Here is a 21,702-nt window from a genome sequence, read left to right on the forward strand (position 1 = left end):
TCATTCGTCGCTCACCGCTTTATGGGTGATTTCGTCGGCCCAGAAAAGGTGTTCGCCTTTTTCAAAATTGGGTTTGGCGTGGACCGGACCGAACGGGGTCGGGTCCTTGGGCGGTGGTGCGGGGAACACCCAGGTGCGGCTGCCATCGTTAAATGACAATTGAGCACGGACCAGCCAGCGATAGATCTCGGCCGGGCGGCTTTTTGAGGGTTCCGCAGGCTGGTTGCGCGGCAACGTGACAAATACCTCTATCCCATTGAGCCTTGAACGATAGGCGACAGATTTCTCTCGGGTGAGCGAACTGCGCTCGTGACTCCATTCATGGCGCAACGTGTAATGCGCTTCCGTTACCTGCTGCCTGCATTCAACCAGAGTATGGAGTTCCTGACTCAGCAGCCCCGGCAGATTGCTCTCGATAAGTATGCAAGTGTTGGCCTTCCGCACGCTGAAGGGCACCGGATTCCCGTCATTGATTTTGGGGGCGAATTCGTGGTCCGGATTAGGGCGCGAGCTGATGCGGATATCGGCAAACAAGCTGACCAGATAGTAGAAGGCCTGTTGCGGATCTTGCAGGTGGGGAATTCGGCCACTGGCGGGACCGAAGGGGCCAGCACGGAGCCAGTCTTCGACCGCGTTGCTGCTGAGCCAGTAGGCGATGCCCGCGCCGACGCTGATCGCTATCAACGTGATCCAGCCCATTGGACCCAGGCCGAGGAACGTGGCGCCGCCGACCATCAAGGTGCTGGCGATGCCGGTCAAACCACCCGCAGCCATCAGCAGATGGCCCCACATGGCATCGTCGCCCCATTGATAGGCATGCCAGGCGTCGTAGAGGTTGAGGCCGACAAAAATCGATCCTGCGCCGATCTGAGCGAGCAAGCGCCCCGTAAACTCCTTCAAGAAGTGCTTACTCAATGGGCCAAGAACTCGCTCTGCTGAGGTTTCGGAAATAGTGAATAGCGTCGTGCGAGCTGCGGCTAGAACGGATTGGCTGCTGGCCAATTTGACGGTCAGTGCCTCCATGGCGATCAATAAATCTAATCCAGCTCCGACTGCCCCCCCTATAGCCCTCAATTGTCCTTTTTCTCGCTCGGAAGCTTCCCACGCTACCGACTCATTCCTCAAATTCCACAACTCCAACATCCCCACCGCCGCCGCAAACGGCGTCGAGTTCAGCGCCCGATACATCCACTCGCTCTGCAATGCGTTCCGGCTCTTCACCGCATCCTGTATGGCCGTTCCCTTGGTGGTGACCTGCTCGGTCATATTCAGTTGCCACGCCGCATTGACCCGTTGGTTCACGCCGCTGATCAGTCGCGACATCCGATGATCGCGGGGCATGGCGATGACGACGGTATTGGCTCGTAGATCGCCTCCGGTGCGGTAATGGTCCTGGCCAACCTTCGACGACCCGGAGGGGCCTCGATAGTCGAGGTGAGGCCGTCGCAGGCGTTCTGACATCTCCGGCAAGTCGGTCAGGCCGAATACGTAGTAGTTCTTGTTTCTCGCCTCTTGGTGGCGCATGAAGTGTGCATCGCCAAAGGCCCCCGGCAGCATGCTGCGCAGTTGCGCCAAGGCCCGCTGACGTTGGCGCATGTTCAGCGCCGGGGCTGGGCGTTCGGCGCCAGGGACCGGAATGTGTTGGGTTGCGTTTAGCGCCTGTTCCGCCACATCCACCGAGCCTTGCAGGTTTTCGTGGAAGCTGATCAAGGTCGCCGCGACGACTTTCAGGGTGCCGGTCAGGGTGTTGTTGAGGCTGCCACTTTCCAGCAAACCTGCCAGTAAATGGGCGTCGAGCGTATTGAGTTGCTTGGCATCGACGGCGTCGCTGCTGACGGCCCCAAGCAGCGCGTTCGGCCGAAACAGGCCATTGCCGTCATTGATGTCGGCGACCGCGGGCTGAACATAGGGCGCCTCCATATCTTGCTGTGCGAGGTCGGGCCACAGCATCCGATGCAACGCATGCCCTTCTTCATTGGCCATTCGGCTGATCAGTTGTTGCCCGACACTGGCCTTGGCTTTGTAGAGGCTGATGCCGGTCACCGCGTCAGTGACATCGCCGTTGACCGCAAAGGGGTCCATTTGCGCGGGCGTCATGGCGAGGCTGGCGAACAGCCGACTGACGAAGTGCATGGCGGCGACGTAGTCGAAGCCGTCGAGGCTCAGGTGATCGGCCAGGGTTTGTTCGGTTTCTGCTTGTTGCAGGGTGTCGCTCAACAGCGCCTGACTCATGTCGAGCTGGCGCCAGAGTTGCACTCGTTCGCCGGTGGCGGTGAAGCGGTTGATGTCGATCCGACCCTGATCCTTGAGCTTCTCCATACCCTGATGCAGCGGATTTTTCTGCCCACCCACGGTCTGCGGCACGATCAATTGTTGCACCAGAAGCGCGCTGGCGTGATGGGTGTAATGGCTGGCGCGCTGGGCGCACAGGTTCAACAGATGTTGCTGGTCGTGAATCCGCGTCTGCACGTGGCGCAGGCGATAGTGCGGGTCGTGCAGCAGCACGCCGTACAGTTCGCGTTTTCGTGCACTTAACAGCACATCAGCCACCGCTGGCTGCGCTTGCCAGAACTCATCGGCGATCTGGGTTTCGGGATCGCACACCTGTTCCAGCCAATGGGCCCAGGCGCCGGTTTCCACGGAGGTTGGCTGATAGGCCACTTCACCCTTCTCACAGCGAACCACATGCTGGCGCGCTGCGCTCAAGGCAATGGCCGGGAACTGCCCGCTCAGGTCGCACAGGTAGCGGCCCGGTTGGTCGAGCAGCCATTCGTAACCGGGTTGGCGGGCGCGTTGCGGGGCGACCAGGCTAACCGGGAAGGCGTGCGAGCTGAGGTTGAGCCTGGCGACATGCGCCGCGCCCGCCGCAGACTGGTTGGCCGCGTCATAGGCGTCGAATGCGCTGAACGCTTCGAGCATTGCCACGCCGTCCGGTTTATCGAGGAACACACGCTTGAATTTGTCTCGCGAACTGCGCAAGTCCGGGCTTTGGCAGCGTTGTGCGCGCAACGCCGGGTCTTGCTCAAGACGTCGCAAGCGCGGCCCGCTGAGCTGCACCTCGCTGAAACAGAGCTGCGGCGACACCTGCTGATCGTTCCAGCTGGACGGCAACCAGATGTCCTCCAGCGCCTGCCCGGTGGCCAGTCGAGGGCCCTCCTCGATCTCGTCGCCCATGCGATAACGGTTGAGGTCGATGTCGTGATACGTGGTCTGCTCGTCTGCGACCCGCACCTCCAGCTCGCGCCACAGCCGATCGCCCAAAAAGACATAAATGAACCCTGCGCGGCACAACACCGGCGTGCCGTGATCGTGGGCGCTGTTGGCGCCGGGCAGCGCAACGAAGGGCACCACCGGCATGATCTGATTCCACTGCGCGTCGAACTGGCGCAGGGTGATCGCGACCTCGGGCAAGAGCAGGCGAATGGGACTGCCTTCGACCGAGTCGATCTCCAGCCACAGACGGTGGGTGTAGTGATTTTTCCAGTTCCAGACGTGCAGGGCGCTGTCCACAAAGTAGGGCTTTTTCAGCGTTTCAGGCTTGTCTTCGGCAGTCAGGGTGTCCAGGCGTTTTCCGGCGTGGTCATAAAACGCCAGGCGCTGACTGGCCGGATGTTGGTTGCCGGTGACCTGTACGATCAATTTATTGATTTCGCAGCAGGGGCCGTCACTCAATGTGCTTTTGGCCATATAAGGACTCCTCCATTCAGGTTTCGAGGAAACGAAGCCTGAATGAAAGTGTGCAGGGAGTCTGTCGGACTCAGCAGAGAAGATCAGTGGGACTTTTCCCTGTTCGGAGGACTCATCTACAACCAATGGACTCGAGCGCGAGCCCAAGCCGCTCAAGCCCGCTGTAGACGGGGGGCGATGCAGTTTCCTAAACTGTCGCCTGCGATCGCGCGATGGGTGTAGATCTGGGGGCAGCAACTGATGAACCGCAATGAATTGCGCAAGGCTGACATCAACTTGATGGTGGTCTTCGAAACCCTGATGCAAGAGCGCAATGTGACACGGGCCGCGCAAAAACTTTTTCTCGGGCAGCCGACGATCAGCGCTGCACTTAACCGCCTGCGAGTATTGTTCAACGACCCATTGTTTATCCGGATCGGCCATCGCATGGAACCGACCGCACGGGCCGAGGAAATCATCCTGCACCTGTCGCCTGCGCTGGACGCCATGTCAGTGGCGCTGAGCCTGAGCCACGACTTCGATCCCGCAGTCAGCACCATGACTTTTCGCATAGGCCTGTCCGACGATGTCGAGTTTGGCCTGCTGCCGCCCTTGTTGCGCGCCTTGCGCCAGGAAGCGCCGCAGATCGTGTGCGTGATCAAGCATGTGGACTCCTGGCGCATCCCGGACATGCTGGCCTCGGGAGAGATCACCATCGGCGTCAGCCAGACCCGTGAGCTGCCGGCCAACGCCAAGCGCAAGCTGCTCAGGCAAACCAAGCCAAGGGTGCTGCGCGCCGATGCATCATCGACCCCGCTGACCCTGGATGAGTACTGCTCACGCCCGCACGTCGTGGTCTCCCACATCGCCAATGTCAGCGGCTTTGCTGACGAATGGCTCAAGGCGATCGGCCGCAAGCGCCACGTGGTGCTGGCGATTCCGCAGTACAGCACCTTGCCCGCCCTGATGGCCGGTACCGACTTGCTGGCAAACTTGCCCGACTACACGGCAACCGCCATGTCGGCCGCCTCCAGCCTGCTGTTCGATGAGCCCCTGCCCTTCATGACGCCGACCCTCGACCTGTCGATGGTCTGGCTGAGCATCAATGACACCGACCCGGCCGAACGCTGGCTGCGCTCACGCTTGGAATCGTTCATGAGCAACATGCAGCAAGAAACGCCCGTCACCGCTGGCGCAGTCTTTGGCGTTTAGCCAAAGCTCCCGGTGACTCAGTCGGTCGGCACCGGACTGACCACTGGTGCCCACTGCACATAACACACCACCACGGGCATCCCGTGCTCGGCACAGAAATCCAGCCAGCGCAGTTGGTTGTCCTGCAGGCGGTCGCCCGGCCCTTTGACTTCGATCATGCGATAGCGCTGCTCGTCCGGGTAAAACTGGATCAGGTCCGGCATACCCGTGCGATTGGCTTTGATGTCCAACAGCAGACGCCGAAACCAATGCCGCAGGTGATCAGCGGGCAAACAATGCAGTGCGTGTTCCAGCAGCTCTTCTGACAGGCTGCCCCAAAAAACGAAGGGCGATTGCAGACCGTATTTGGTTTTGAAGTGCCGGTGAATGGTGGTCTTGTAGGCGTCCGAATCCAGCTGTTCCAGACACTCGCTGAACAACCCGGCCCGGCGCTGATAGAAATCCGGGCTGTAGAGATCGCTGGGAGCACTCTGGAACGGGTGAAAAAACGCGCCCGGCAGCGGCGCAAAAATCGCCGGCCAACACAGCAAGCCAAACAAGGAATTGATCAGTGCGTTCTCGACGTAATGCACCGGCCCTGCCTGATCGCCCAAATGCACTTGGATCAAGCGCTCAACAGAGGTATCAGCCGAGGGCGTCACCACCACGTCGAGTCGACTCAAGGCTCGCGTGCGCCGCTGACGCTCGACCGACAAACCCAGCTTGCGCTGCAAACGCGGGAGTATCCGCAATAGATGCTGCGCTTCGGCATCACTTTCAGGCGCCGCTTGAGCCTGTTCGAGCAAGGCCATGGCTTGCTCATAGTCGGCACTGAGTTCCAGCACTCGAAGCCGCCGTGAACGCGCCCCAGGGTAGTCACATCGCTGATACACACTCAATGCCAGCGGCCAATCCTGAACGCGCTCCGCCTGTTGACCGATCCGGAACAACAGTTTGGCCCGGCGCATCCGCAGCCAGGCATTATCGGTGCCGATGGCGATGATCTGCCGGGCCAGGTCCTGCAGGTCATGGCCCTCTTCAAGCCCTTGACGGCAGGCATGCAAGTGCAGGCAAATATCGATGTCCGCCCGCGCGGTGAGGCCTCGGGAATCCAGCGAAAACTCGACCTTTTCATAGCGATAGATACCCAGGTCAGCCAGCACAAACTCAGACCACTCCTGGCTCAGGTTGCCAAAATACAGCAACCGCAATCGGTCACAGATGGGCATGACAGTGAGGCCGAAGATCACGTCCTCACACCCGGCAAACCACTGTGCCAGCGTTTGCCGCTGTTCGTAGTGCGGCTGCAGTCGCATCAACAGGTCGGTCTTTTTCTCCGTGCTTTTTATCGCATGCGCCTGGAAACAGGCAGTCAACTCTGACTTGCGCAGCAGCCCGAATAACGCCTCCAGACTGATGGCCGGGAACTGATCGACCCAACCATTCTCGAGCAACGGCATGACCGCGTCCCACACCGCGCCAAGCTCCGGATAGCTCAGCTTGCTTGCTCGAAACAATGTGCCCTTGCGCATGACCATCCGCACCAGCAAACCCTGAGCCGTTTTCGGCAAACCGGCAAAATCGACGATAAATTGCCGTTCCTGCTCATCGAGCAGGTCGTCGTAACGCTGAGCGATCCACTCCAGCACCTGATGGAAGTTTTCCAGGTAATAAAACGGTTTTTCGAGGGGCGAGGTGTTCACGGTTTGAGGTTCACGCAACGTTTTTTGGAAGTCGTCAGGATACTGGTTATCCATACAGATTCCAGCATCGCATTCACATCAACTGCATTCGACTGATCAGTGGCGTGCAATGGTGACGCGCGACCAGCGCAGCTGACGATAGAATTGCCCTACGTACGATCTCAAGGTACCGACATGAACCAGAACACAACGCCACTCATCTATCTGGCCGGCTTCGATGTCTTCAGGCCGGACGCCATTGAGCATGGCCGTTACCTCAAGGCGCTGTGTGCCGCCCACGGCATGCAAGGGCTGTATCCGTTCGACAATGAGGTCACGCCCGGCCTGACCCCAGAGGCAACCGCGCATCTGATCTGCTCGATGAATATAGAGATGATCCAGCGCTGCACGGCGATACTTGCCAACCTGAATGTATTTCGCGGCCTGGAGCCGGACTCGGGTACCGCCTTCGAAGTCGGCATGGCAGTGGGACTGGGCAAACCGGTGTGGGCTTACTTCGATCCGGTCGATTCACTGCGCGCGCTGGTGGCCCATGATGCTCAGGGGATAGATGCCCAAGGCTTTGTGGTGGAAGACTTCGGCCTGCCGCGCAACTTGATGCTGGCGTGTACATGGGCCGGCGCCAGTGAGACGGCGGAAGAGGCTGCGGCAGGTCTGGCGCGGTATCTGGTGGGCCATAAACAACCGTGACCTATAGACAATCCGTGTCGGGGATAACCCGGATTGCCTGATAGCCCTCAACTCAAGGTAGACGACCCCACATCCCCGCTGATGGTCGAGTCGAGTTTTTCCGCATCAATGAACTCTTCCAGACCCAGCTCTTCGAGGTCGAGGTCACCTTCCGGGTCGCTGTCGTCATCGGCGTCGGAATCATTCAACGGCGATTGATCGCCGCCGAAATGAGGTTCCGTTTCGGTAAAAAATACAGGTGCCGTTGTTTGCACTGACATGTGTTCCGCTGCGTGTGGGTCAACATTCATCGAGTCCGCCTCCCTCCCTGCATCCTGAATTAATAGCGTGGTCTGCCCATGCCAGAGTAATAGGTGAGATCGCGAAGACCCCTATTGATCAACTAAAGTTATCGATTCATGACTATTAGAAAATAGACGTGATCGATTGCACTGTCGATACTACTCCTCGTTGCGTTGGCAAATAGTCCATGAGGAAAGCCAACGCCTTGGAGAACTTCTGTGTCACGCGCTTCCGCTCTATCGCTGCATACGCTCCCCCCACTCGTGCAATGGCTCGGCTTGGCTCTGCTGGCAGGCGCCTTTGGTCAATTGCTCAAGTTTTGTGAAATCCCCGCTGCATTGTTTCTTGGGCCGATGCTGACGGCGATTCTGTTTGGCGTATCCGGTGCGTCGATCCGCCTGCACAGGCAAGCCTTTCGCCTGAGTCAGGGGTGTGTCGGAATGCTGGTGGCGCACGCCATGACGATTTCAGTACTGACCACTGTCGCTCAGTCCTGGCATGTGATGCTGTTCGCCACCGCATTGACTGTCCTGCTAAGCGCGCTGGTCGGAATTGGGCTGGTGCGCTTTGCTGGCATAGAAGGCAGTACCGCAGCATGGGGTACCGCGCCAGGTGCTGCCTCGGCGATGGTTACCATGTCCGAGGACTATGGCGCGGATTCGCGGGTGGTCGCGACCATGCAATACGTGCGCGTGGTGTGCGTGGTGATGGTCGGCGCACTGGTCAGCGGCCTGCTCGGCGTGGACAGCGGCGTGCACGAGATGCAGAGCAGCGCCGTGGCACTACAGGGTTCAAATGCACTCAACATCATCCTGAGCGTTGCGGCGATCGCGGTCGGTGTGGTGCTGAGCACGCGGATCCCCGCAGGCGCGTTGCTGCTGCCCCTACTGATCGGTGGCGCCCTGCAACTGACCGGGCTGTTACAAATCACCCTGCCGCCCTGGCTGCTGGCACTTGCCTATGGCGCCATTGGTTGCTACATCGGCCTGCGCTTCGACCGTGCGACGATTCGCTATGTATGGCAACGCCTGCCAGCGATGATCTGCGGCTCGCTATTGGTTATCTCCTTGTGCTCGCTGTCCGCCTGGTTGATCGCCGAACTGATGGACAAGGACTTTCTGTCGGTGTATCTCGCCACCAGCCCAGGCGGCCTGGACGCCATGTCGATCATTGCCGTCGATACTCACTCGGATGTCGGCTTCGTGCTCGCCATGCAGACTTTGCGCCTGTTCGGCGTGATCGCCACGGGGAGTTTTTTCGCCCGGCAGATCATCAGATTGACGGCGAAAATCGCCTGAGGTGTCGACCCTGACTTTGATCTCTCGCGTAAACCTGAATCAAACTGAACAGGGGCCTCAACCCAGCCGTGCAAGGGCTGTTGCCAAACTTGGCGCCAAGGCCAATACCGGCAGCAAGGTTGCCTGATAGGCATGGTAAAGGTCCGGTTTACCTGGCCAGATATCCGCACTGGGTTGGTTGTACGGGTTCAGTTCATGGCGCCAGCTGCCATGTTCGCGGTCGATGAAGAAGGTCTCGTTGAACTCCCAAAACCGTCGATACCAGTCTTCGTACTGTTTTTCCCCCGTACGCCGCAGCAGTGCCGCAGCCGATGCGCAGGCTTCCGCGTGCGTCCAGTGCAGGCGATGACGCACCACTGGGCGATTTTCCCAGTCCAGGGTGTAGACGATGCCGGGCGCGCCATCGACGTCCCAACCATGGCGACAGGCACCGGCAAACAGACGCTTGGCATCCTCCAGCAGCCAGGGCGGCGTAGGCAGCTTCGCGCGCTGACGTGCGGCCTCAAGGTGCAGCAACAAACGCGACCACTCAAACGCATGCCCCGGCGTGGTGCCGAAGGGCCGAAAACCATCCGCGGGGTTGTCCTGGTTGTAATCGGGAAGCGGTTGCCAGTGCAGGCTGAAATGCTCAACCACCTGAAAGTCATTGGCGGCGGCATGGGTATGAATCACCCGCTCGACGATACTCAATGCGCGGTCCAGCCACTTGCTGTCGCCGGTGACATCGGCCAACGCCAGAAACGCCTCAGTGCCGTGCATGTTGCTGTTGGCGCCGCGATAGGCTTCTTCATCGCTCCAGTCTCGAGCGAAGGACTCGCGTATCGCACCTTCTTCCGCGCTCCAGAAACGAGTCTCCAGCACCCGTATCGCCTCGGCCAGCAACTCGTCCGCACCGGGACGCCCCGCCACCACCGCCGAGCTGGCCGCCAGCGCGACGAACGCGTGCAGGTAAGCCGCTTTACCGGTTTTGGCTCCCTCGCACAAAGGTGTCGCAAACCAGCCACCCTGCTCGGCATCGCGCAACGGACCGTTCAGCGCCGCAATCCCGTGATCGACCAGCGCGGCAAAGCCGGGAATACCGCGAATATGGGCAAGGGCAAAGCTGTGGGTCATCCGTGCCGTGTTCATGGTTTCGGCCCGAGCCTTGTCAGGCAGACATCCCCGGTCACTCAGATTGCCGAAGCCTTGCGGCACCTGCGCCGCCTTGGCAAAAGCCAGCAACCTATTGCCTTCCATCGACAGCCAGGCCGTATGCCCCGGTGCCTGCAACCAACTGCTGAATCCGCGTTTTCCCTCATCCATTTGTTGTTTTACCTCTGTCGATGAGCAGGATCTAAAGGCCAGATCATGCTTGCCGACGTTGGCCTGAGCAAGGGCCGGTATGTCACGCAACGTCACATACCATCAGCCGGCGTCTCAGACCCGGAACCGCGTCACCACCTCACTCAACTCTGCGGCCAAACGCGAAAGCTCATGGCTGGACGTGCTGATCTGATGGGCGCCCGTAGCCGATTGCAGAGACAGGTCGCGGATGTTGACGATGTTGCGATCAACTTCGCGGACAACCTGCGCCTGCTCTTCAGCAGCACTGGCGATGACCATGTTGCGCTGGGAAATCTGATTGATCGACTCGGTGATGTCGGCCAGCGACTCGCCGGCGCGGGCAGCTTCGATGGCGGCGTTCAAGGCCTGCAAGTTGGTCTGCTCGGCAATCGAGCGGATCACCCGACGAACGCCATCACGCAAAAGCCTTAATCTGCTTGTCTAGACGTTAGGTGTGCAGAAAAAGTGGCACCCCGTCAACGTTGGCTCAAGGAGGCTTTTGCCATGCATCTGGAAGGTTCCTGTCATTGCGGCGCGGTCGAGTTCAGCCTCAACAGCGCTCATCCGTATCCCTATCAGCGCTGTTACTGCTCAATCTGCCGCAAGACTCAGGGCGGCGGCGGTTACTCGATCAACCTTGGCGGTGACGCCAGCAGCCTTAAGGTCAACGGGCGCGAACATATCGCCATCTATCACGCACGAATGAGGCTTGATCATCAGACGCATATCAGCAATGCCGAGCGGCATTTCTGCAAGCTCTGCGGCAGCGGGTTATGGTTGTTCAGCCCGGACTGGCCAACGCTGATTCACCCGTTTGCCTCGGCCATCGATACCCCGCTACCCGTGCCGCCGGAACACACGCACATATTGCTCGACTCAAAAGCCTCCTGGGTCGAGGTCAATGTGCGGCCCGGCGACAAGGAGTTCGACGGCTACCCGGAAGAGTCCCTTAAGCAATGGCACGAGCGGCTCGGCTTGAGCCGCTGACGCCAGTAACGGTATTCGATAATCGAATTTCAGTGTGGAGATGACCTCCACCCTATAGCGTCCTCAGGTGCATGAGGACTCAAACCTGTCGGCGGTGGCCTTGGGGTTCGGCAGCGTCCGGGCTGTAAGTTTCGATCACCCCCTCCACGCCCAACCACCACGCATGCCCGCGACTGGGGTATTGCAGGTAAAACGGCTGGCCCATTTGCGGCGTGCTGATGGTGATGTTCTTTTCCCAAGCCAGGGCCAGGATCCGGTCGAAGGGTTCGTGCCAGGCATGCATCGCCAGATCGAACGTACCGTTGTGGATCGGTAATAACCAGCGGCCACGCAAGTCGATATGGGCCTGCAAGGTTTGCTCGGGTTGCATGTGCACGTCCGGCCAGTCGACGTTATAGGCACCTGTTTCCATCAAGGTCAGGTCGAACGGCCCGTACTGCTCGCCAATGTGTTTGAAGCCATCGAAGTAACCCGTATCACCACTAAAAAAAATCCGCTGATCGTCGTCGATCATCACCCATGATGCCCACAACGAACGATTGCCATCACGCAGGGTACGGCCTGAAAAATGCTGCGACGGCGTTGCGACAAAACGCATGCCGTCGATTTCAGTGGAGTGCCACCAGTCCAGTTGCTGCACTTTTTGCGCAGGGACGCCCCACTTGATAAGAGTGTCACCCACGCCGACAGGTGCCAGGAAATGTTCGGTCTTGTGCGCCAATGCTTTGATCGTCATGTGATCGAGGTGGTCGTAATGGTTGTGCGAAAGGATCACCGCCTTGAGCGGCGGTAACTCTTCAAGGCTGATAGGCGGCTGATGAAAACGTTGCGGCCCAGCCCATTGCACCGGTGAAGCACGCTCGGCGAACACCGGGTCGGTCAGCCAGAATTGATTGCGCAATTTGAGCAGCACCGTGGAATGCCCAAGGCGGAAGACGCTGTTATTGGGTGCTGCCAGCAATTGCTGACGCGACAGGGTCTGCACCGGAATCTCCCCCACCGGCCGGGTATGCGCCGGTTTGTTAAAGAGGGCGTTCCAAAAAATGCGCAACGTCTTCAGAAAGCCCATCCGGTTCATTGGCGAGTGGTTACGATAACGTCCCTCGTGCAGCCGAGAGGCCCGTGATCGGGCAACGTCATCTGAATCTCGTGGTGGCTTGGTCATGACAAACTGACTCCAAGGGGCGGATGGAGGTTCCTGCATCCGCACGCATGAGGATGGCAGCGAGAATAAAGATCGGGAGCAACTACACTACACAGTGTAGTTTCAAGCTTGCAACATGTCAGATGACAAGTAAACTGCCGAGTGTAAGAATTTTTACTCCGCCAGTCTGAAGCGAACCTATGAAAGCCCCTCTACGCCTGACCGACCGTAAACGTGAAGCCATTGTTCAGGCAGCTATTGCCGAGTTTCGCGCCAACGGGTTCGAGGTCACCAGCATGGACAAAATTGCCGCATTGGCTGAGGTGTCCAAGCGCACGGTGTACAACCACTTCCCGAGCAAAGAGGAACTCTTCTCCGAAATTCTCCAGCAGTTATGGATCAGCAGCGCCGATCGTCTGGACATGACCTATCACCCTGAGCGCCCGCTGCGCGATCAGCTCCAAGAGCTGCTGGTGTCGAAAATGCAGATGCTGGCTGACAGCAACTTTCTCGATCTGGCGCGAGTGGCCATTGCCGCGACGATCCACTCCCCCGAACGCGCGCAAAACATGGTCTCCCGCCTCAATGAGCGCGAAGAAAGCTTTACCGCCTGGATCTGCGCTGCCCAGGCAGACGGTCGTTTCAAGGCCGTCGACCCGCGTTTCGCCGCCACCCAGATTCATGCATTGCTCAAGGCCTTCGCTTTCTGGCCGCAGATCACTCTGGGTGCTCCGGCTTTGGCCCCTGCCGCCCAGATGTCAGTGGTCGAATCGGCACTGGACCTGTTTCTGGGCGGGTACGAAATACCGGCCTGATGGTGGGCTGACGACTTTCTATGGAAAGTGTAATATTGCACGCTCAGCACAATGAATCAGTGAGCCATGTCCACGGAAAGCGAAGAGAGCCGTCAGATCGTAGCTTCTCTGGCGCACCGAGTCGGTAATAAAACCGACCCCGCACATATCGTTGAAGCGATTGTTGCGACATTGCAAGACATGGACGCAGCCCTGACCCCCATCATCGGACAGCAAGGGGTTGTCGCGCTCTATCGCCGCAGTCTCTACCTGTGTGCTTCCACTCATCCCCGCCTGGCTGGCACGCATCAACACGTGCGGACCGCCATAGATCTGACTGCACTCAAATCCATGCTTGTTAAGCAAAACAGCACCGAAGCCTGTCTTTTCGGCGAAGAGCTATTGAAGACCTTCTACGAGCTACTGACCACATTGGTCGGGCCCTCGCTCACCGAACATTTACTTCGTTCCGTGTGGGAAAATTCTTTGAGCGGTGCGCCCGCGCAGGATACCTCGCCATGACCACCAAAGTGACAATCAACCGCTTGGCAACCGGAGTGCCTGGACTTGACGAGGTGCTCGGCGGAGGATTGCCGGAGTTTTCGTTCAACTTGATCGCAGGTCCTCCCGGCTGCGGCAAGACCACGCTGGCCCATCAGATAATGTTCAACCTGGCAACGCCTGAGCGCCCGGCCCTTTTCTTCACGGTGCTCGGCGAGCCTCCGCTGAAGATGTTGCGTTACCAACAACAATTCGATTTTTTCGACAGCGAAGCGATCAATCATTCGATCCGCTACGTCAACCTGGCCGATGACACGCTGGCAGGTAATCTGGATGAAGTACTGCGGCGTATCGTTGCCGAGGTCGAAGCTCACGGTCCGGCACTGGTGTTCGTAGATTCCTTCCGGTCAGTGGTGCTGGCAAGCCGGACACAGGACAACCCGAACAACAACCTGCCTCAGTTCATTCAACAACTGGGCATGTTGATGACCACCTGGCAGGCGACCACCTTCCTGATTGGTGAGTACTTCACCGAGACCGACACCAACCCGATTTTCACCGTGGCCGATGGCTTGATCTGGCTGCGGCAGAGCGTGCAGCGCAACTCCATGGTGCGCAAGATGGAAATCATGAAGATGCGCGGCCAGCCAACATTGCCCGGGCTGCACACGTTCCGTATTGATACCTCGGGCATCAGAGTCTTCGCACCGGCAGCCTTCCACGTCAAAAAGCAGAATGTTCTGTCAAAAAATGTCGTGCCACCGCGCTTGAAAATGGGCATTCCTCAACTGGACGAAATGCTTGGTGGCGGTCTTCCCCAGGGGTATTCCTTGCTGGTCGCCGGTCCATCCGGCTCCGGAAAAAGCATTCTGGCGGCGTCCTTCCTCGCTGAAGGTGCCCGCACAGGCGAGACCGGCGTGATCGCAATGTTCGAGCAGCGCCCCAACCATTCACAGAACGCCACGCTGGCACGCCTGATCAAGAGCGATAAGGTCGGTCTGGTAGACAGTCACGCGCCAGACATGTCCATCGACGAAATCGTCCAGTTACTATTGGGCGAGATCAAGCGCCTGAAGGCCACCCGGGTGGTCATTGATTCGCTGTCGGGCTTCGAGCTGGCGCTGGCACCGACCTTCCGTGAGGACTTCCGCGAATCACTGTCACGCATGGTCACTGCGCTGACCAGTGTCGGTGTCAGCGTATTGATGACCTCCGAACTTGAAGACCGTTACACCGACCTGCGCTTCAGTCCGTACGGCACGGCCTTCCTGACCGACGCCATCATCGTCCAGCGCTACATTGAAGTCCAAAGCCGCTTGCTGCGCATCATGGCGGTGGTCAAGGTCCGAGCCAGCGCCCACTCGGATGAGCTGCGCCTGTACCGCATTGACGATAAGGGTCTGCAGATTGAAGACATGCTTCTTGACCAGGAAGGCTTGCTCGGAGGCCGGCCGACCCGAAGGCGCTCGGATGTGGCACGCCGTGGAGAAGATGAGGCTTGAGTCAGCCGTGTGGTCGAGGCCACGGGCAAGCGTGAGGTGCGATGGTCAGTGCGCCTCGCGTACTCTTCTTGCCCGGCCAAAAAGCCTTAAAAGCACGGGCCGTATCAAGCCCCTAGCAACGTGCCCCGACATTCGCCAAAACCAATGGAGGCGTGACCCTGACGGTGGCATCGCGCGCGGAAGATGACTTCATCACCATCCTCCAGAAAGCGTCGGCTTTCACCATTGGGCAATGTCAGGGCCTGTTTACCGCCTTCGCTGACTTCCAGTAGGCTGCCAAACTGCCCTGACAGCGGACCGGACAAGGTGCCCGTACCGAACAAATCTCCCGGCTGAAGTTTGCAACCATTGACCGTGTGGTGCGCGACCATTTGTGCAACGGTCCAGTACATGTTTTGGGTATTGCTCAGCGCCAGGCGATGCGGCGCTATGCCCTGCGCGCTCATCTGTTCGGTGAGCAGCAACACTTCAAGCTCGATATCCAGCGCCCCGCCCTGCTGATCGGCGGCATCGAACAAATAGGCCAGCGGCTGCGGATCACCTTCTGGCCGGGCCGGTTGCGCGGTACGGAATGGCGCCAGCGCCTCAGCCGTCACGACCCAGGCAGAAATGCTGGTGGCAAAACTCTTCGATAGAAACGGACCCAGTGGCTGATATTCCCACGCTTGCAGGTCCCGCGCCGACCAGTCATTGAGCAGGCAGAAGCCGGCGATATGCTCGGCAGCTTCGCCAATCGCAATCGCCTCGCCAATCGCATTGCCCGGGCCGATCCACACGCCCAGCTCCAGCTCATAATCCATACGTTTGCTGGGGCCGAACTCAGGAGCGGTCGCACCCGGGGCCAACGTCTGGCCATTGGGACGTTTGATCGGTGTATCGGAGATGCAGATGGTCGAGGCGCGGCCGTGATAACCGATGGGCACGTACTTGTAGTTAGGCAGCAACGGATTGTCCGGGCGGAATAGCTTGCCCACGTTCAGCGCATGATGAATGCCGACGTAAAAGTCGGTGTAGTCACCGATACGCGCGGGCACGTGCATCTGACACTCGGACATCGGGTGCAGCACGGTATCGGCCAATGGCCGCAAACGCGACAGCTGCGGACTGTTTTCGTCCAGCAAATGCAGTAGTTCGCTGCGCAGGGCTTGGCGGGCTGGTGCGCCCAGAGCAAAAAAATCATTGAGCTGATCACCGCTTGCGGCTTCAGCAGCATCACGCGCCGCGCCGTTGAAAAAGCCGACATCCAGCGCAGCACGCAGGTCGAAAATCATCTCGCCGATGGCAACACCACCGCGTTTGCTCAGGCCTGAATGGCTGAAGATGCCGAGCGGCAGGTTTTGCAGAGGGAAATCTGGGTGGCCGTTGGCGGACGTCACCCAACTAAGGGGATTCGATGAAGTAGTCATTGCGGGGTTCCCGAATCGAAGTGTTTGGCCATGCCTGACCAGCAGGCATCGTAATCAGTTTGTAATTGCGGGCAATCGAGGGCATGGCGGCTGGGGCGCAGCACTTTGCCCGTCTCAAACATGAACGCCATGGTGTTGTCGATCTTGTGCGGTTTGAGGTTGTCGGCGATAGCCTTTTCCGCCGTGGTGTTGTCCGGGCCGTGAGCGCTCATGCAGTTATGCAGGGACGCGCCGCCAGGGGCAAAGCCTTCAGCCTTGGCATCGTAGGTACCGTCGATCAGGCCCATGAATTCGTTCATCAGGTTGCGGTGAAACCAGGGCGGCCGAAAGGTCTTTTCAGCCACCATCCAGCGCGGCGGGAAAATCACAAAATCGACATTGGCCTGACCAGGCACCGTGCCAGGCGAGGTCAGCACGGTAAAAATGGAAGGGTCCGGGTGATCGAAACTCACGGAGCCAATGGTGTTGAAACGGCGCAGATCATATTTATACGGCACGTTGTTGCCATGCCAGGCGACCACGTCGAACGGTGAATGATCGAGCTGTGTGGCCCACAGTTCACCGAGGAATTTCTGCACCAGTACGACCGGCCCATCCCGGTCTTCGAACTGTGCGACCGGCGCCAGAAAGTCTCGGGCATTGGCCAGACCATTGCTGCCAATCGGCCCCAGTTCCGGCAGGCGCAAGGCGCAACCATGGTTTTCGCAGACATAACCGCGTGCCGTGGCGTCAAGCAGCTGAATGCTGAATTTGAGCCCGCGCGGTAATACCGCTATTTCCTGTGGCTCGATGTCCAGCAGACCCAGTTCAGTCACGATCCGCAAACGACCCGACTGCGGCACGATCAGCCACTCACCGTCGGCATTGAAAAAAGCCCGGTCCATGGACGCGTTGGCGCAGTAGACGTAAACACTGACGCCTTCGGCCTGATCCGCCGCCGCAGTGCTGGCCAGACCGATCAATCCGTCGATGAAGTCGGTAGGTTGGGTTGGGAGGTCGAAGGCATTCCAGCGCAGGCGATTGGGGGTGATTGGCCCGGATTCCAAACCCAGTATCTGCCGTGACAGTCGCTCATAGCGAGGATGGGTGGCGGACGGTTTGATCCGGTACAACCAGGTACGTCGGGCTTCCGAACGCGGCACGGTAAAGGCCGTGCCCGATAGCAGCTCGGTGTACAGGCCGTGCGTATGTTTTTGCGGGGAATTCTGTCCGACCGGCAATGCGCCAGGCAGTGCTTCGCTGCTGAACTCATTGCCGAAGCCACTTTGATAGGCCAAGGCTTCAGGAGAGTGGGCTGTGTGCATCTCTACCTCTTGTTATGTGGGTGTGAGGTGGCGTTGATAGCGCTTGCGATGGGGATTTAATTAAGCGTAATTAGATTACGCATAACGTAATTTGAGTTTGTGGTGAGGTCAAGCTATAAAGCAGCCTTCTCAGACCGGCGCGCACCCCTTCATGACAGCGGAAATCGAAAGCCCAGCAAGTGGACGGCAGCAAAAAGTTCAAGCGGCCGAGGTCGGGCTCGGCGTGCTCAAGGCGCTGGCCGAGCTCGCGCCTTCTACCTCACTGTCAAAGCTCGCCGAACACGTGGGCATGCCTGCGAGCAAGGTCCATCGTTATCTGCAAGCGCTGGTGGCCGGTGGTTTCGCCGAACAGGACGTCACCACCAATCACTATGGCCTGGGACGCGAAGCATTGCAGGTCGGACTGGCCGCGCTGGGGCAGCTGGACGTATTGAAAATCGCCGCGCCGCATCTGGTCGCGCTGCGTGATGAACTCAACGAAACCTGCTTTCTCGCGGTATGGGGCAATAAGGGCCCCACCGTGGTGTATGTCGAGCAGTCCATCGGCGCAGTGACGCTGGTGACACAGATTGGCTCTGTGTTGCCACTGCTCGGGTCGTCGACCGGGCTGGTGTTTAATACCTTTCTTGCCGCCAACGAAACCGCCGAACTACGCGAATCAGAGTCAACACGCCTGAGTGCGCGACAACTGAAAGAAGTCGACCTGCACATCAAACAGATTCGCAGCACCGGCGTGCATCAGATTCACGGGCTGTTGATGGCCGGCGTGAATGCCGTGTCGTCACCCATCTTCGCTGTGGGCAATAAACTGGCAGGCGTGCTGACCGTGGTCGGATCGGCGTCGGTGTTTACGGCGAAGGTACAGGATTCGGCGGCCAGACAACTGCTGACAACAGCTCAGGCCATCAGCGACCGGATGGGGGGCAGCCAGCCGGTCGCGGGCAAGCCCGCGCCTACAGGGGAACGCGATTAACTGTGCCTTACTCGGCCTTCAACACCCCGCGTCGCACCTGATCGCGCTCGATGGATTCGAACAGCGCCTTGAAGTTGCCTTCGCCGAACCCGTCATCGCCCTTGCGCTGGATGAACTCGAAGAACACAGGACCCATCAGGGTTTCCGAGAATATCTGCAGCAACAGCCGACGCTCGCCACCGTCCGATGAGCCATCCAGCAGGATGCCCCGGGTTTGCAGTTCATTCAGCGGCTCGCCGTGGTTCGGCAGGCGTCCTTCGAGCATCTCGTAATACGTCTCCGGCGGCGCGGTCATGAAGCGCATGCCGAGGGCTTTCAAGGCATCCCAGGTCTTGATCAGGTCATCAGTAAAGAACGCGACGTGTTGAATACCTTCGCCGTTGAACTTCATCAAAAACTCTTCGATCTGGCCCGCGCCCTTGGAAGATTCCTCGTTCAGCGGAATGCGGATCATGCCGTCCGGAGCGGTCATGGCTTTGGAGGTCAGGCCGGTGTATTCGCCCTTGATGTCGAAATAGCGAATTTCCCGAAAGTTGAATAGCTTCTCGTAGAAGTTCGCCCAATATGCCATGCGCCCGCGATAGACGTTGTGGGTCAGGTGGTCGATGAACTTCAGGCCCACACCCACCGGATGACGCTCCACGCCTTCGATGAAATTGAAGTCGATGTCATAGATAGACGTGCCTTCACCAAAACGGTCGATCAGGTACAGCGGCGCACCGCCAATGCCCTTGATTGCCGGCAGACGCAACTCCATCGGGCCAGTGGCGATTTCAACCGGTTGCGCGCCCAGTTCCAGCGCACGGTTGTAGGCTTTTTGTGCATCCTTGACCCGAAACGCCATGCCACACACTGACGGGCCGTGTTCAGCCGCGAAGTAGGAGGCAACGCTGTGGGGCTCGCTGTTGAGGATGATATTGATCTCGCCCTGACGATAGAGCGACACGTTCTTGGAACGGTGATTGGCAACTTTGGTGAAGCCCATGATCTGGAACACAGGTTCAAGGACGTTCGGGGTCGGCGAGGCGAACTCGATGAATTCAAAGCCCATCAGGCCCATCGGGTTTTCGTAGAGATCAGCCATGGTTTGGCTCCTTGCAAATAGAGAGTGGGAAGCACGCAGCGCACATCACTCTCCAGCGGGAGGAGCACAGGAAATCCCTCGCACACTGCGGGCGAGGAAGTCTCCGAAGATCAGTTGTAAGCCCAGTATTTTCATGTTGAATGGATCACTCTGGCTTGTCGGGTTGCGCATCGGGATGCGCGCATTGGAAAGCCGGATGTTGCAGCGCGAGGTGTTCGACCCGGCAAATCTTTGGATACGGGGTCAGATCGACATTGAAACGACGAGCCGCATAGATTTGCGGCAACAGGTAAGCGTCAGCCAGTCCTGGCTCGCCGAAACAGAACCCCTGCTCACCGATCAGCGCCTCGACTGCGCTGAAGCCTTCAGTAATCCAGTGGCCGATCCAGGCGGCAACGTCAGCTTCTTCACACTTCAGACCCCGCAACCGGTTCAGCACCGACACGTTGTGCAGCGGATGAATGTCGCAACCGATCAGCGCCGCGACAGCACGCTGCTGCGCCCGCTCGATCAGGTCCACGGGTAACAGAGGCGGCTGTGGATAACGCTCTTCCAGGTACTCGATGATTGCCGACGACTGGATGATCACTTCGCCCGTCTCCACCCGCAGTACGGGCACCCTGCCCTGTGGATCGATGGCCTTGTATTCAGGCTTGAGCTGCTCGCCACCGTCGCGAATCAGGTTCACAGGGATCGCATTAAACGCCAGCCCCTTGAAGGCCAGCACGATGCGCACCCGGTAACTTGAGGTTGAGCGGTAGTACGTAAATAGATCCACGGGGGGCTGCCTGTTTCATTGCACGTTCTCCGCTAATGGTAGTCGTCGGAGACGCGTCTGATTGTTATGTTCGGCTTCGCACAAATCGTAATCATATTACGCAATACGTAAATTGCGACAGATACCCGTTGATGTCAAGTCGCTCATGCCCACCCCTCAAGCCGCAGCGTGGAGCGCACCAAACGCTGCTCTTCATTTTCGATTTCCTTGAGGTTCTCGCAAATGCTCTGGATATGGGCGATGGCGGCCTTGCGTGCCTGTTCAGGCAGGCGACCGGTGACGGCGTTGTACAGGCGCGCGTGTTGCCGGTCGATCTGGCGTTTTTGCGGCTCGCGGTGATACAGGTTGTTGACCGAGGCAAACACGGTGTTGAGCAGCAGATCGGTCAACGAGCGCAAGGTCTGCACCAGCACCGGATTGTGCGATGCCTCGCAGATCGCCAGGTGGAAGGCGTGGTCCAGACGTGCATGACCTGAGGCGTCAAGCGGTTGGTCGTGGGCGGCGATCAACGCTTCATAGCTGCGAGTGATCAGCACAAAGTCGGCATCAGTACCGCGCAAGGCTGCCAACCGCGCGGACTCTCCTTCCAGCAGGCTGCGCACTTCGAACAGGTCATAAAGGGTGCGCGGCTGCGAGCCGAACAGATGCATCAAGGGCGACGTGGCGGTGTGGCTCGACAATTGAGCGACGAACGAGCCCTTGCCTTGTTCGGTCTCGATGATGCCTCTGGCCCGCAACAATTTCAGGCCCTCACGCAAGGCAGTGCGGGATACGCCAAGTTTTTCCGTGAGGCGCCGTTCGGACGGCAAAATCTGCCCGGTTTTCAACACACCATCAACGATCAAACGTTCGATGCGCTCACACACAACATCGGCGACCTGCGGCGCGCGCGTCGAAGCAGCGTTAGCCATGCAACCTCCACTGGTATGACCAGCTATATATACTCAACCAAAAATATTCAACAATAATTTCAAGCTATTGAAAAATAAGTACTTTTAAAAAAATTAGCAATCAACTAGAAAAAATAACTGGTTCGACCAGACTTATAAGTCATGGACAGTAAAGCCTCTGCGGCC

Annotated in this window: 18 protein-coding genes and 1 pseudogene; 8 read left to right on the top strand and 11 right to left on the bottom strand. The window is 58.7% G+C overall.

What is annotated here, in order from left to right:
- Complete coding sequence (locus RHM55_RS04275) at positions 1-3,687, bottom strand: hypothetical protein (RefSeq protein WP_322179665.1); 3,687 nt, start codon at positions 3,685-3,687, stop codon at positions 1-3.
- Between the two features lie 240 nt (positions 3,688-3,927).
- Here RHM55_RS04275 and RHM55_RS04280 point away from each other — a divergent pair, with 240 nt between their 5' ends.
- Positions 3,928-4,878 (top strand): LysR family transcriptional regulator, encoded by a 951-nt coding sequence (locus tag RHM55_RS04280; RefSeq protein WP_322179666.1) that lies wholly within the window; start codon positions 3,928-3,930, stop codon positions 4,876-4,878.
- Positions 4,879-4,895: 17 nt separating this feature from the next.
- Here RHM55_RS04280 and RHM55_RS04285 read toward each other — a convergent pair whose 3' ends face one another.
- The gene (locus RHM55_RS04285; RefSeq protein WP_322179667.1) at positions 4,896-6,614 is read right to left on the bottom strand and encodes a VRR-NUC domain-containing protein; all 1,719 of its coding nucleotides are present in this window, start codon (positions 6,612-6,614) and stop codon (positions 4,896-4,898) included.
- Between the two features lie 120 nt (positions 6,615-6,734).
- On the opposite strand from RHM55_RS04285, the gene RHM55_RS04290 reads away from it, so the two are divergent.
- Positions 6,735-7,250 carry a nucleoside 2-deoxyribosyltransferase gene (locus tag RHM55_RS04290; protein ID WP_322179668.1) on the top strand — a complete coding sequence of 172 codons (516 nt, stop codon included), beginning with the start codon at positions 6,735-6,737 and terminating at the stop codon, positions 7,248-7,250.
- A 47-nt stretch (positions 7,251-7,297) separates the two neighbouring features.
- On the opposite strand, the gene RHM55_RS04295 is transcribed toward RHM55_RS04290, so the two are convergent.
- Positions 7,298-7,540: a hypothetical protein gene (locus RHM55_RS04295; RefSeq protein ID WP_322179669.1), complete on the bottom strand. Its 243-nt coding sequence runs from the start codon at positions 7,538-7,540 to the stop codon at positions 7,298-7,300.
- Positions 7,541-7,750: 210 nt separating this feature from the next.
- Here RHM55_RS04295 and RHM55_RS04300 point away from each other — a divergent pair, with 210 nt between their 5' ends.
- Positions 7,751-8,830 carry an AbrB family transcriptional regulator gene (locus RHM55_RS04300; RefSeq protein ID WP_322179670.1) on the top strand — a complete coding sequence of 360 codons (1,080 nt, stop codon included), beginning with the start codon at positions 7,751-7,753 and terminating at the stop codon, positions 8,828-8,830.
- A 57-nt stretch (positions 8,831-8,887) separates the two neighbouring features.
- On the opposite strand, the gene RHM55_RS04305 is transcribed toward RHM55_RS04300, so the two are convergent.
- Together RHM55_RS04305 and RHM55_RS04310 are read right to left on the bottom strand one after the other, a co-directional pair.
- Positions 8,888-10,132, bottom strand: coding sequence for an AGE family epimerase/isomerase (locus RHM55_RS04305; protein ID WP_322182732.1), 1,245 nt, complete (start codon positions 10,130-10,132; stop codon positions 8,888-8,890).
- A 114-nt stretch (positions 10,133-10,246) separates the two neighbouring features.
- Positions 10,247-10,555 (bottom strand): annotated as a pseudogene (locus tag RHM55_RS04310) (methyl-accepting chemotaxis protein); the annotation flags it as partial.
- Between the two features lie 102 nt (positions 10,556-10,657).
- On the opposite strand from RHM55_RS04310, the gene RHM55_RS04315 reads away from it, so the two are divergent.
- Entirely contained in the window at positions 10,658-11,140 is a 483-nt protein-coding gene (locus RHM55_RS04315) for a GFA family protein (RefSeq protein WP_322179671.1), read from the top strand.
- Positions 11,141-11,219: 79 nt separating this feature from the next.
- Here RHM55_RS04315 and RHM55_RS04320 read toward each other — a convergent pair whose 3' ends face one another.
- Positions 11,220-12,305 carry an MBL fold metallo-hydrolase gene (locus tag RHM55_RS04320; protein ID WP_322179672.1) on the bottom strand — a complete coding sequence of 362 codons (1,086 nt, stop codon included), beginning with the start codon at positions 12,303-12,305 and terminating at the stop codon, positions 11,220-11,222.
- Between the two features lie 179 nt (positions 12,306-12,484).
- On the opposite strand from RHM55_RS04320, the gene RHM55_RS04325 reads away from it, so the two are divergent.
- From RHM55_RS04325 to RHM55_RS04335, 3 genes are all read left to right on the top strand, one after another.
- Entirely contained in the window at positions 12,485-13,099 is a 615-nt protein-coding gene (locus tag RHM55_RS04325) for a TetR/AcrR family transcriptional regulator (protein WP_322179673.1), read from the top strand.
- Positions 13,100-13,165: 66 nt separating this feature from the next.
- A complete protein-coding gene (locus RHM55_RS04330; RefSeq protein ID WP_322179674.1) occupies positions 13,166-13,600 on the top strand; it encodes a hypothetical protein in 435 nt (144 codons plus the stop codon).
- Positions 13,597-15,081 carry an ATPase domain-containing protein gene (locus tag RHM55_RS04335; RefSeq protein WP_322179675.1) on the top strand — a complete coding sequence of 495 codons (1,485 nt, stop codon included), beginning with the start codon at positions 13,597-13,599 and terminating at the stop codon, positions 15,079-15,081. The genes RHM55_RS04330 and RHM55_RS04335 overlap by 4 nt, the downstream gene beginning before the upstream one ends.
- Positions 15,082-15,185: 104 nt before the next feature.
- Here RHM55_RS04335 and fahA read toward each other — a convergent pair whose 3' ends face one another.
- Together fahA and hmgA are read right to left on the bottom strand one after the other, a co-directional pair.
- Positions 15,186-16,487 (bottom strand): fumarylacetoacetase, encoded by a 1,302-nt coding sequence (fahA, locus tag RHM55_RS04340; protein WP_322179676.1) that lies wholly within the window; start codon positions 16,485-16,487, stop codon positions 15,186-15,188.
- Complete coding sequence (gene hmgA / locus RHM55_RS04345) at positions 16,484-17,791, bottom strand: homogentisate 1,2-dioxygenase (RefSeq protein ID WP_322179677.1); 1,308 nt, start codon at positions 17,789-17,791, stop codon at positions 16,484-16,486. Before hmgA ends, fahA begins: the two co-directional genes overlap by 4 nt.
- A 151-nt stretch (positions 17,792-17,942) precedes the next feature.
- Between hmgA and RHM55_RS04350 the strand changes: the two genes are divergently transcribed.
- Entirely contained in the window at positions 17,943-18,764 is an 822-nt protein-coding gene (locus RHM55_RS04350; protein WP_322179678.1) for an IclR family transcriptional regulator, read from the top strand.
- Between the two features lie 7 nt (positions 18,765-18,771).
- Here the strand turns inward: RHM55_RS04350 and hppD are convergent, their stop codons facing one another.
- The 3 genes from hppD to glcC form a co-directional block, all read right to left on the bottom strand.
- On the bottom strand, positions 18,772-19,848 hold the full coding sequence (gene hppD, locus RHM55_RS04355; RefSeq protein ID WP_322179679.1) for a 4-hydroxyphenylpyruvate dioxygenase: 1,077 nt from the start codon (positions 19,846-19,848) through the stop codon (positions 18,772-18,774).
- A gap of 145 nt (positions 19,849-19,993) precedes the next feature.
- Positions 19,994-20,626, bottom strand: coding sequence for a maleylacetoacetate isomerase (gene maiA / locus RHM55_RS04360; protein ID WP_322179680.1), 633 nt, complete (start codon positions 20,624-20,626; stop codon positions 19,994-19,996).
- 143 nt (positions 20,627-20,769) lie between these two features.
- On the bottom strand, positions 20,770-21,537 hold the full coding sequence (gene glcC, locus RHM55_RS04365; protein WP_322179681.1) for a transcriptional regulator GlcC: 768 nt from the start codon (positions 21,535-21,537) through the stop codon (positions 20,770-20,772).
- Between the last annotated feature and the right edge of the window lie 165 nt (positions 21,538-21,702).

It is taken from the genome of Pseudomonas sp. MH9.2 (genome assembly GCF_034353875.1).
GTDB lineage: Bacteria > Pseudomonadota > Gammaproteobacteria > Pseudomonadales > Pseudomonadaceae > Aquipseudomonas.

What these genes read in the sequence shown, in the direction of transcription:
- hmgA (WP_322179677.1), bottom strand. Translation starts at nt 17,791, where the DNA reads ATGCACACAGCCCACTCTCCTGAAGCCTTGGCCTATCAAAGTGGCTTC.
- RHM55_RS04325 (WP_322179673.1), top strand. Translation starts at nt 12,485, where the DNA reads ATGAAAGCCCCTCTACGCCTGACCGACCGTAAACGTGAAGCCATTGTT.
- RHM55_RS04285 (WP_322179667.1), bottom strand. Translation starts at nt 6,614, where the DNA reads ATGGATAACCAGTATCCTGACGACTTCCAAAAAACGTTGCGTGAACCT.
- RHM55_RS04315 (WP_322179671.1), top strand. Translation starts at nt 10,658, where the DNA reads ATGCATCTGGAAGGTTCCTGTCATTGCGGCGCGGTCGAGTTCAGCCTC.
- RHM55_RS04295 (WP_322179669.1), bottom strand. Translation starts at nt 7,540, where the DNA reads ATGAATGTTGACCCACACGCAGCGGAACACATGTCAGTGCAAACAACG.
- RHM55_RS04335 (WP_322179675.1), top strand. Translation starts at nt 13,597, where the DNA reads ATGACCACCAAAGTGACAATCAACCGCTTGGCAACCGGAGTGCCTGGA.
- RHM55_RS04280 (WP_322179666.1), top strand. Translation starts at nt 3,928, where the DNA reads ATGAACCGCAATGAATTGCGCAAGGCTGACATCAACTTGATGGTGGTC.
- glcC (WP_322179681.1), bottom strand. Translation starts at nt 21,537, where the DNA reads ATGGCTAACGCTGCTTCGACGCGCGCGCCGCAGGTCGCCGATGTTGTG.
- RHM55_RS04290 (WP_322179668.1), top strand. Translation starts at nt 6,735, where the DNA reads ATGAACCAGAACACAACGCCACTCATCTATCTGGCCGGCTTCGATGTC.
- RHM55_RS04305 (WP_322182732.1), bottom strand. Translation starts at nt 10,132, where the DNA reads ATGGATGAGGGAAAACGCGGATTCAGCAGTTGGTTGCAGGCACCGGGG.
- RHM55_RS04330 (WP_322179674.1), top strand. Translation starts at nt 13,166, where the DNA reads ATGTCCACGGAAAGCGAAGAGAGCCGTCAGATCGTAGCTTCTCTGGCG.
- fahA (WP_322179676.1), bottom strand. Translation starts at nt 16,487, where the DNA reads ATGACTACTTCATCGAATCCCCTTAGTTGGGTGACGTCCGCCAACGGC.
- hppD (WP_322179679.1), bottom strand. Translation starts at nt 19,848, where the DNA reads ATGGCTGATCTCTACGAAAACCCGATGGGCCTGATGGGCTTTGAATTC.
- RHM55_RS04320 (WP_322179672.1), bottom strand. Translation starts at nt 12,305, where the DNA reads ATGACCAAGCCACCACGAGATTCAGATGACGTTGCCCGATCACGGGCC.
- RHM55_RS04275 (WP_322179665.1), bottom strand. Translation starts at nt 3,687, where the DNA reads ATGGCCAAAAGCACATTGAGTGACGGCCCCTGCTGCGAAATCAATAAA.
- RHM55_RS04350 (WP_322179678.1), top strand. Translation starts at nt 17,943, where the DNA reads ATGACAGCGGAAATCGAAAGCCCAGCAAGTGGACGGCAGCAAAAAGTT.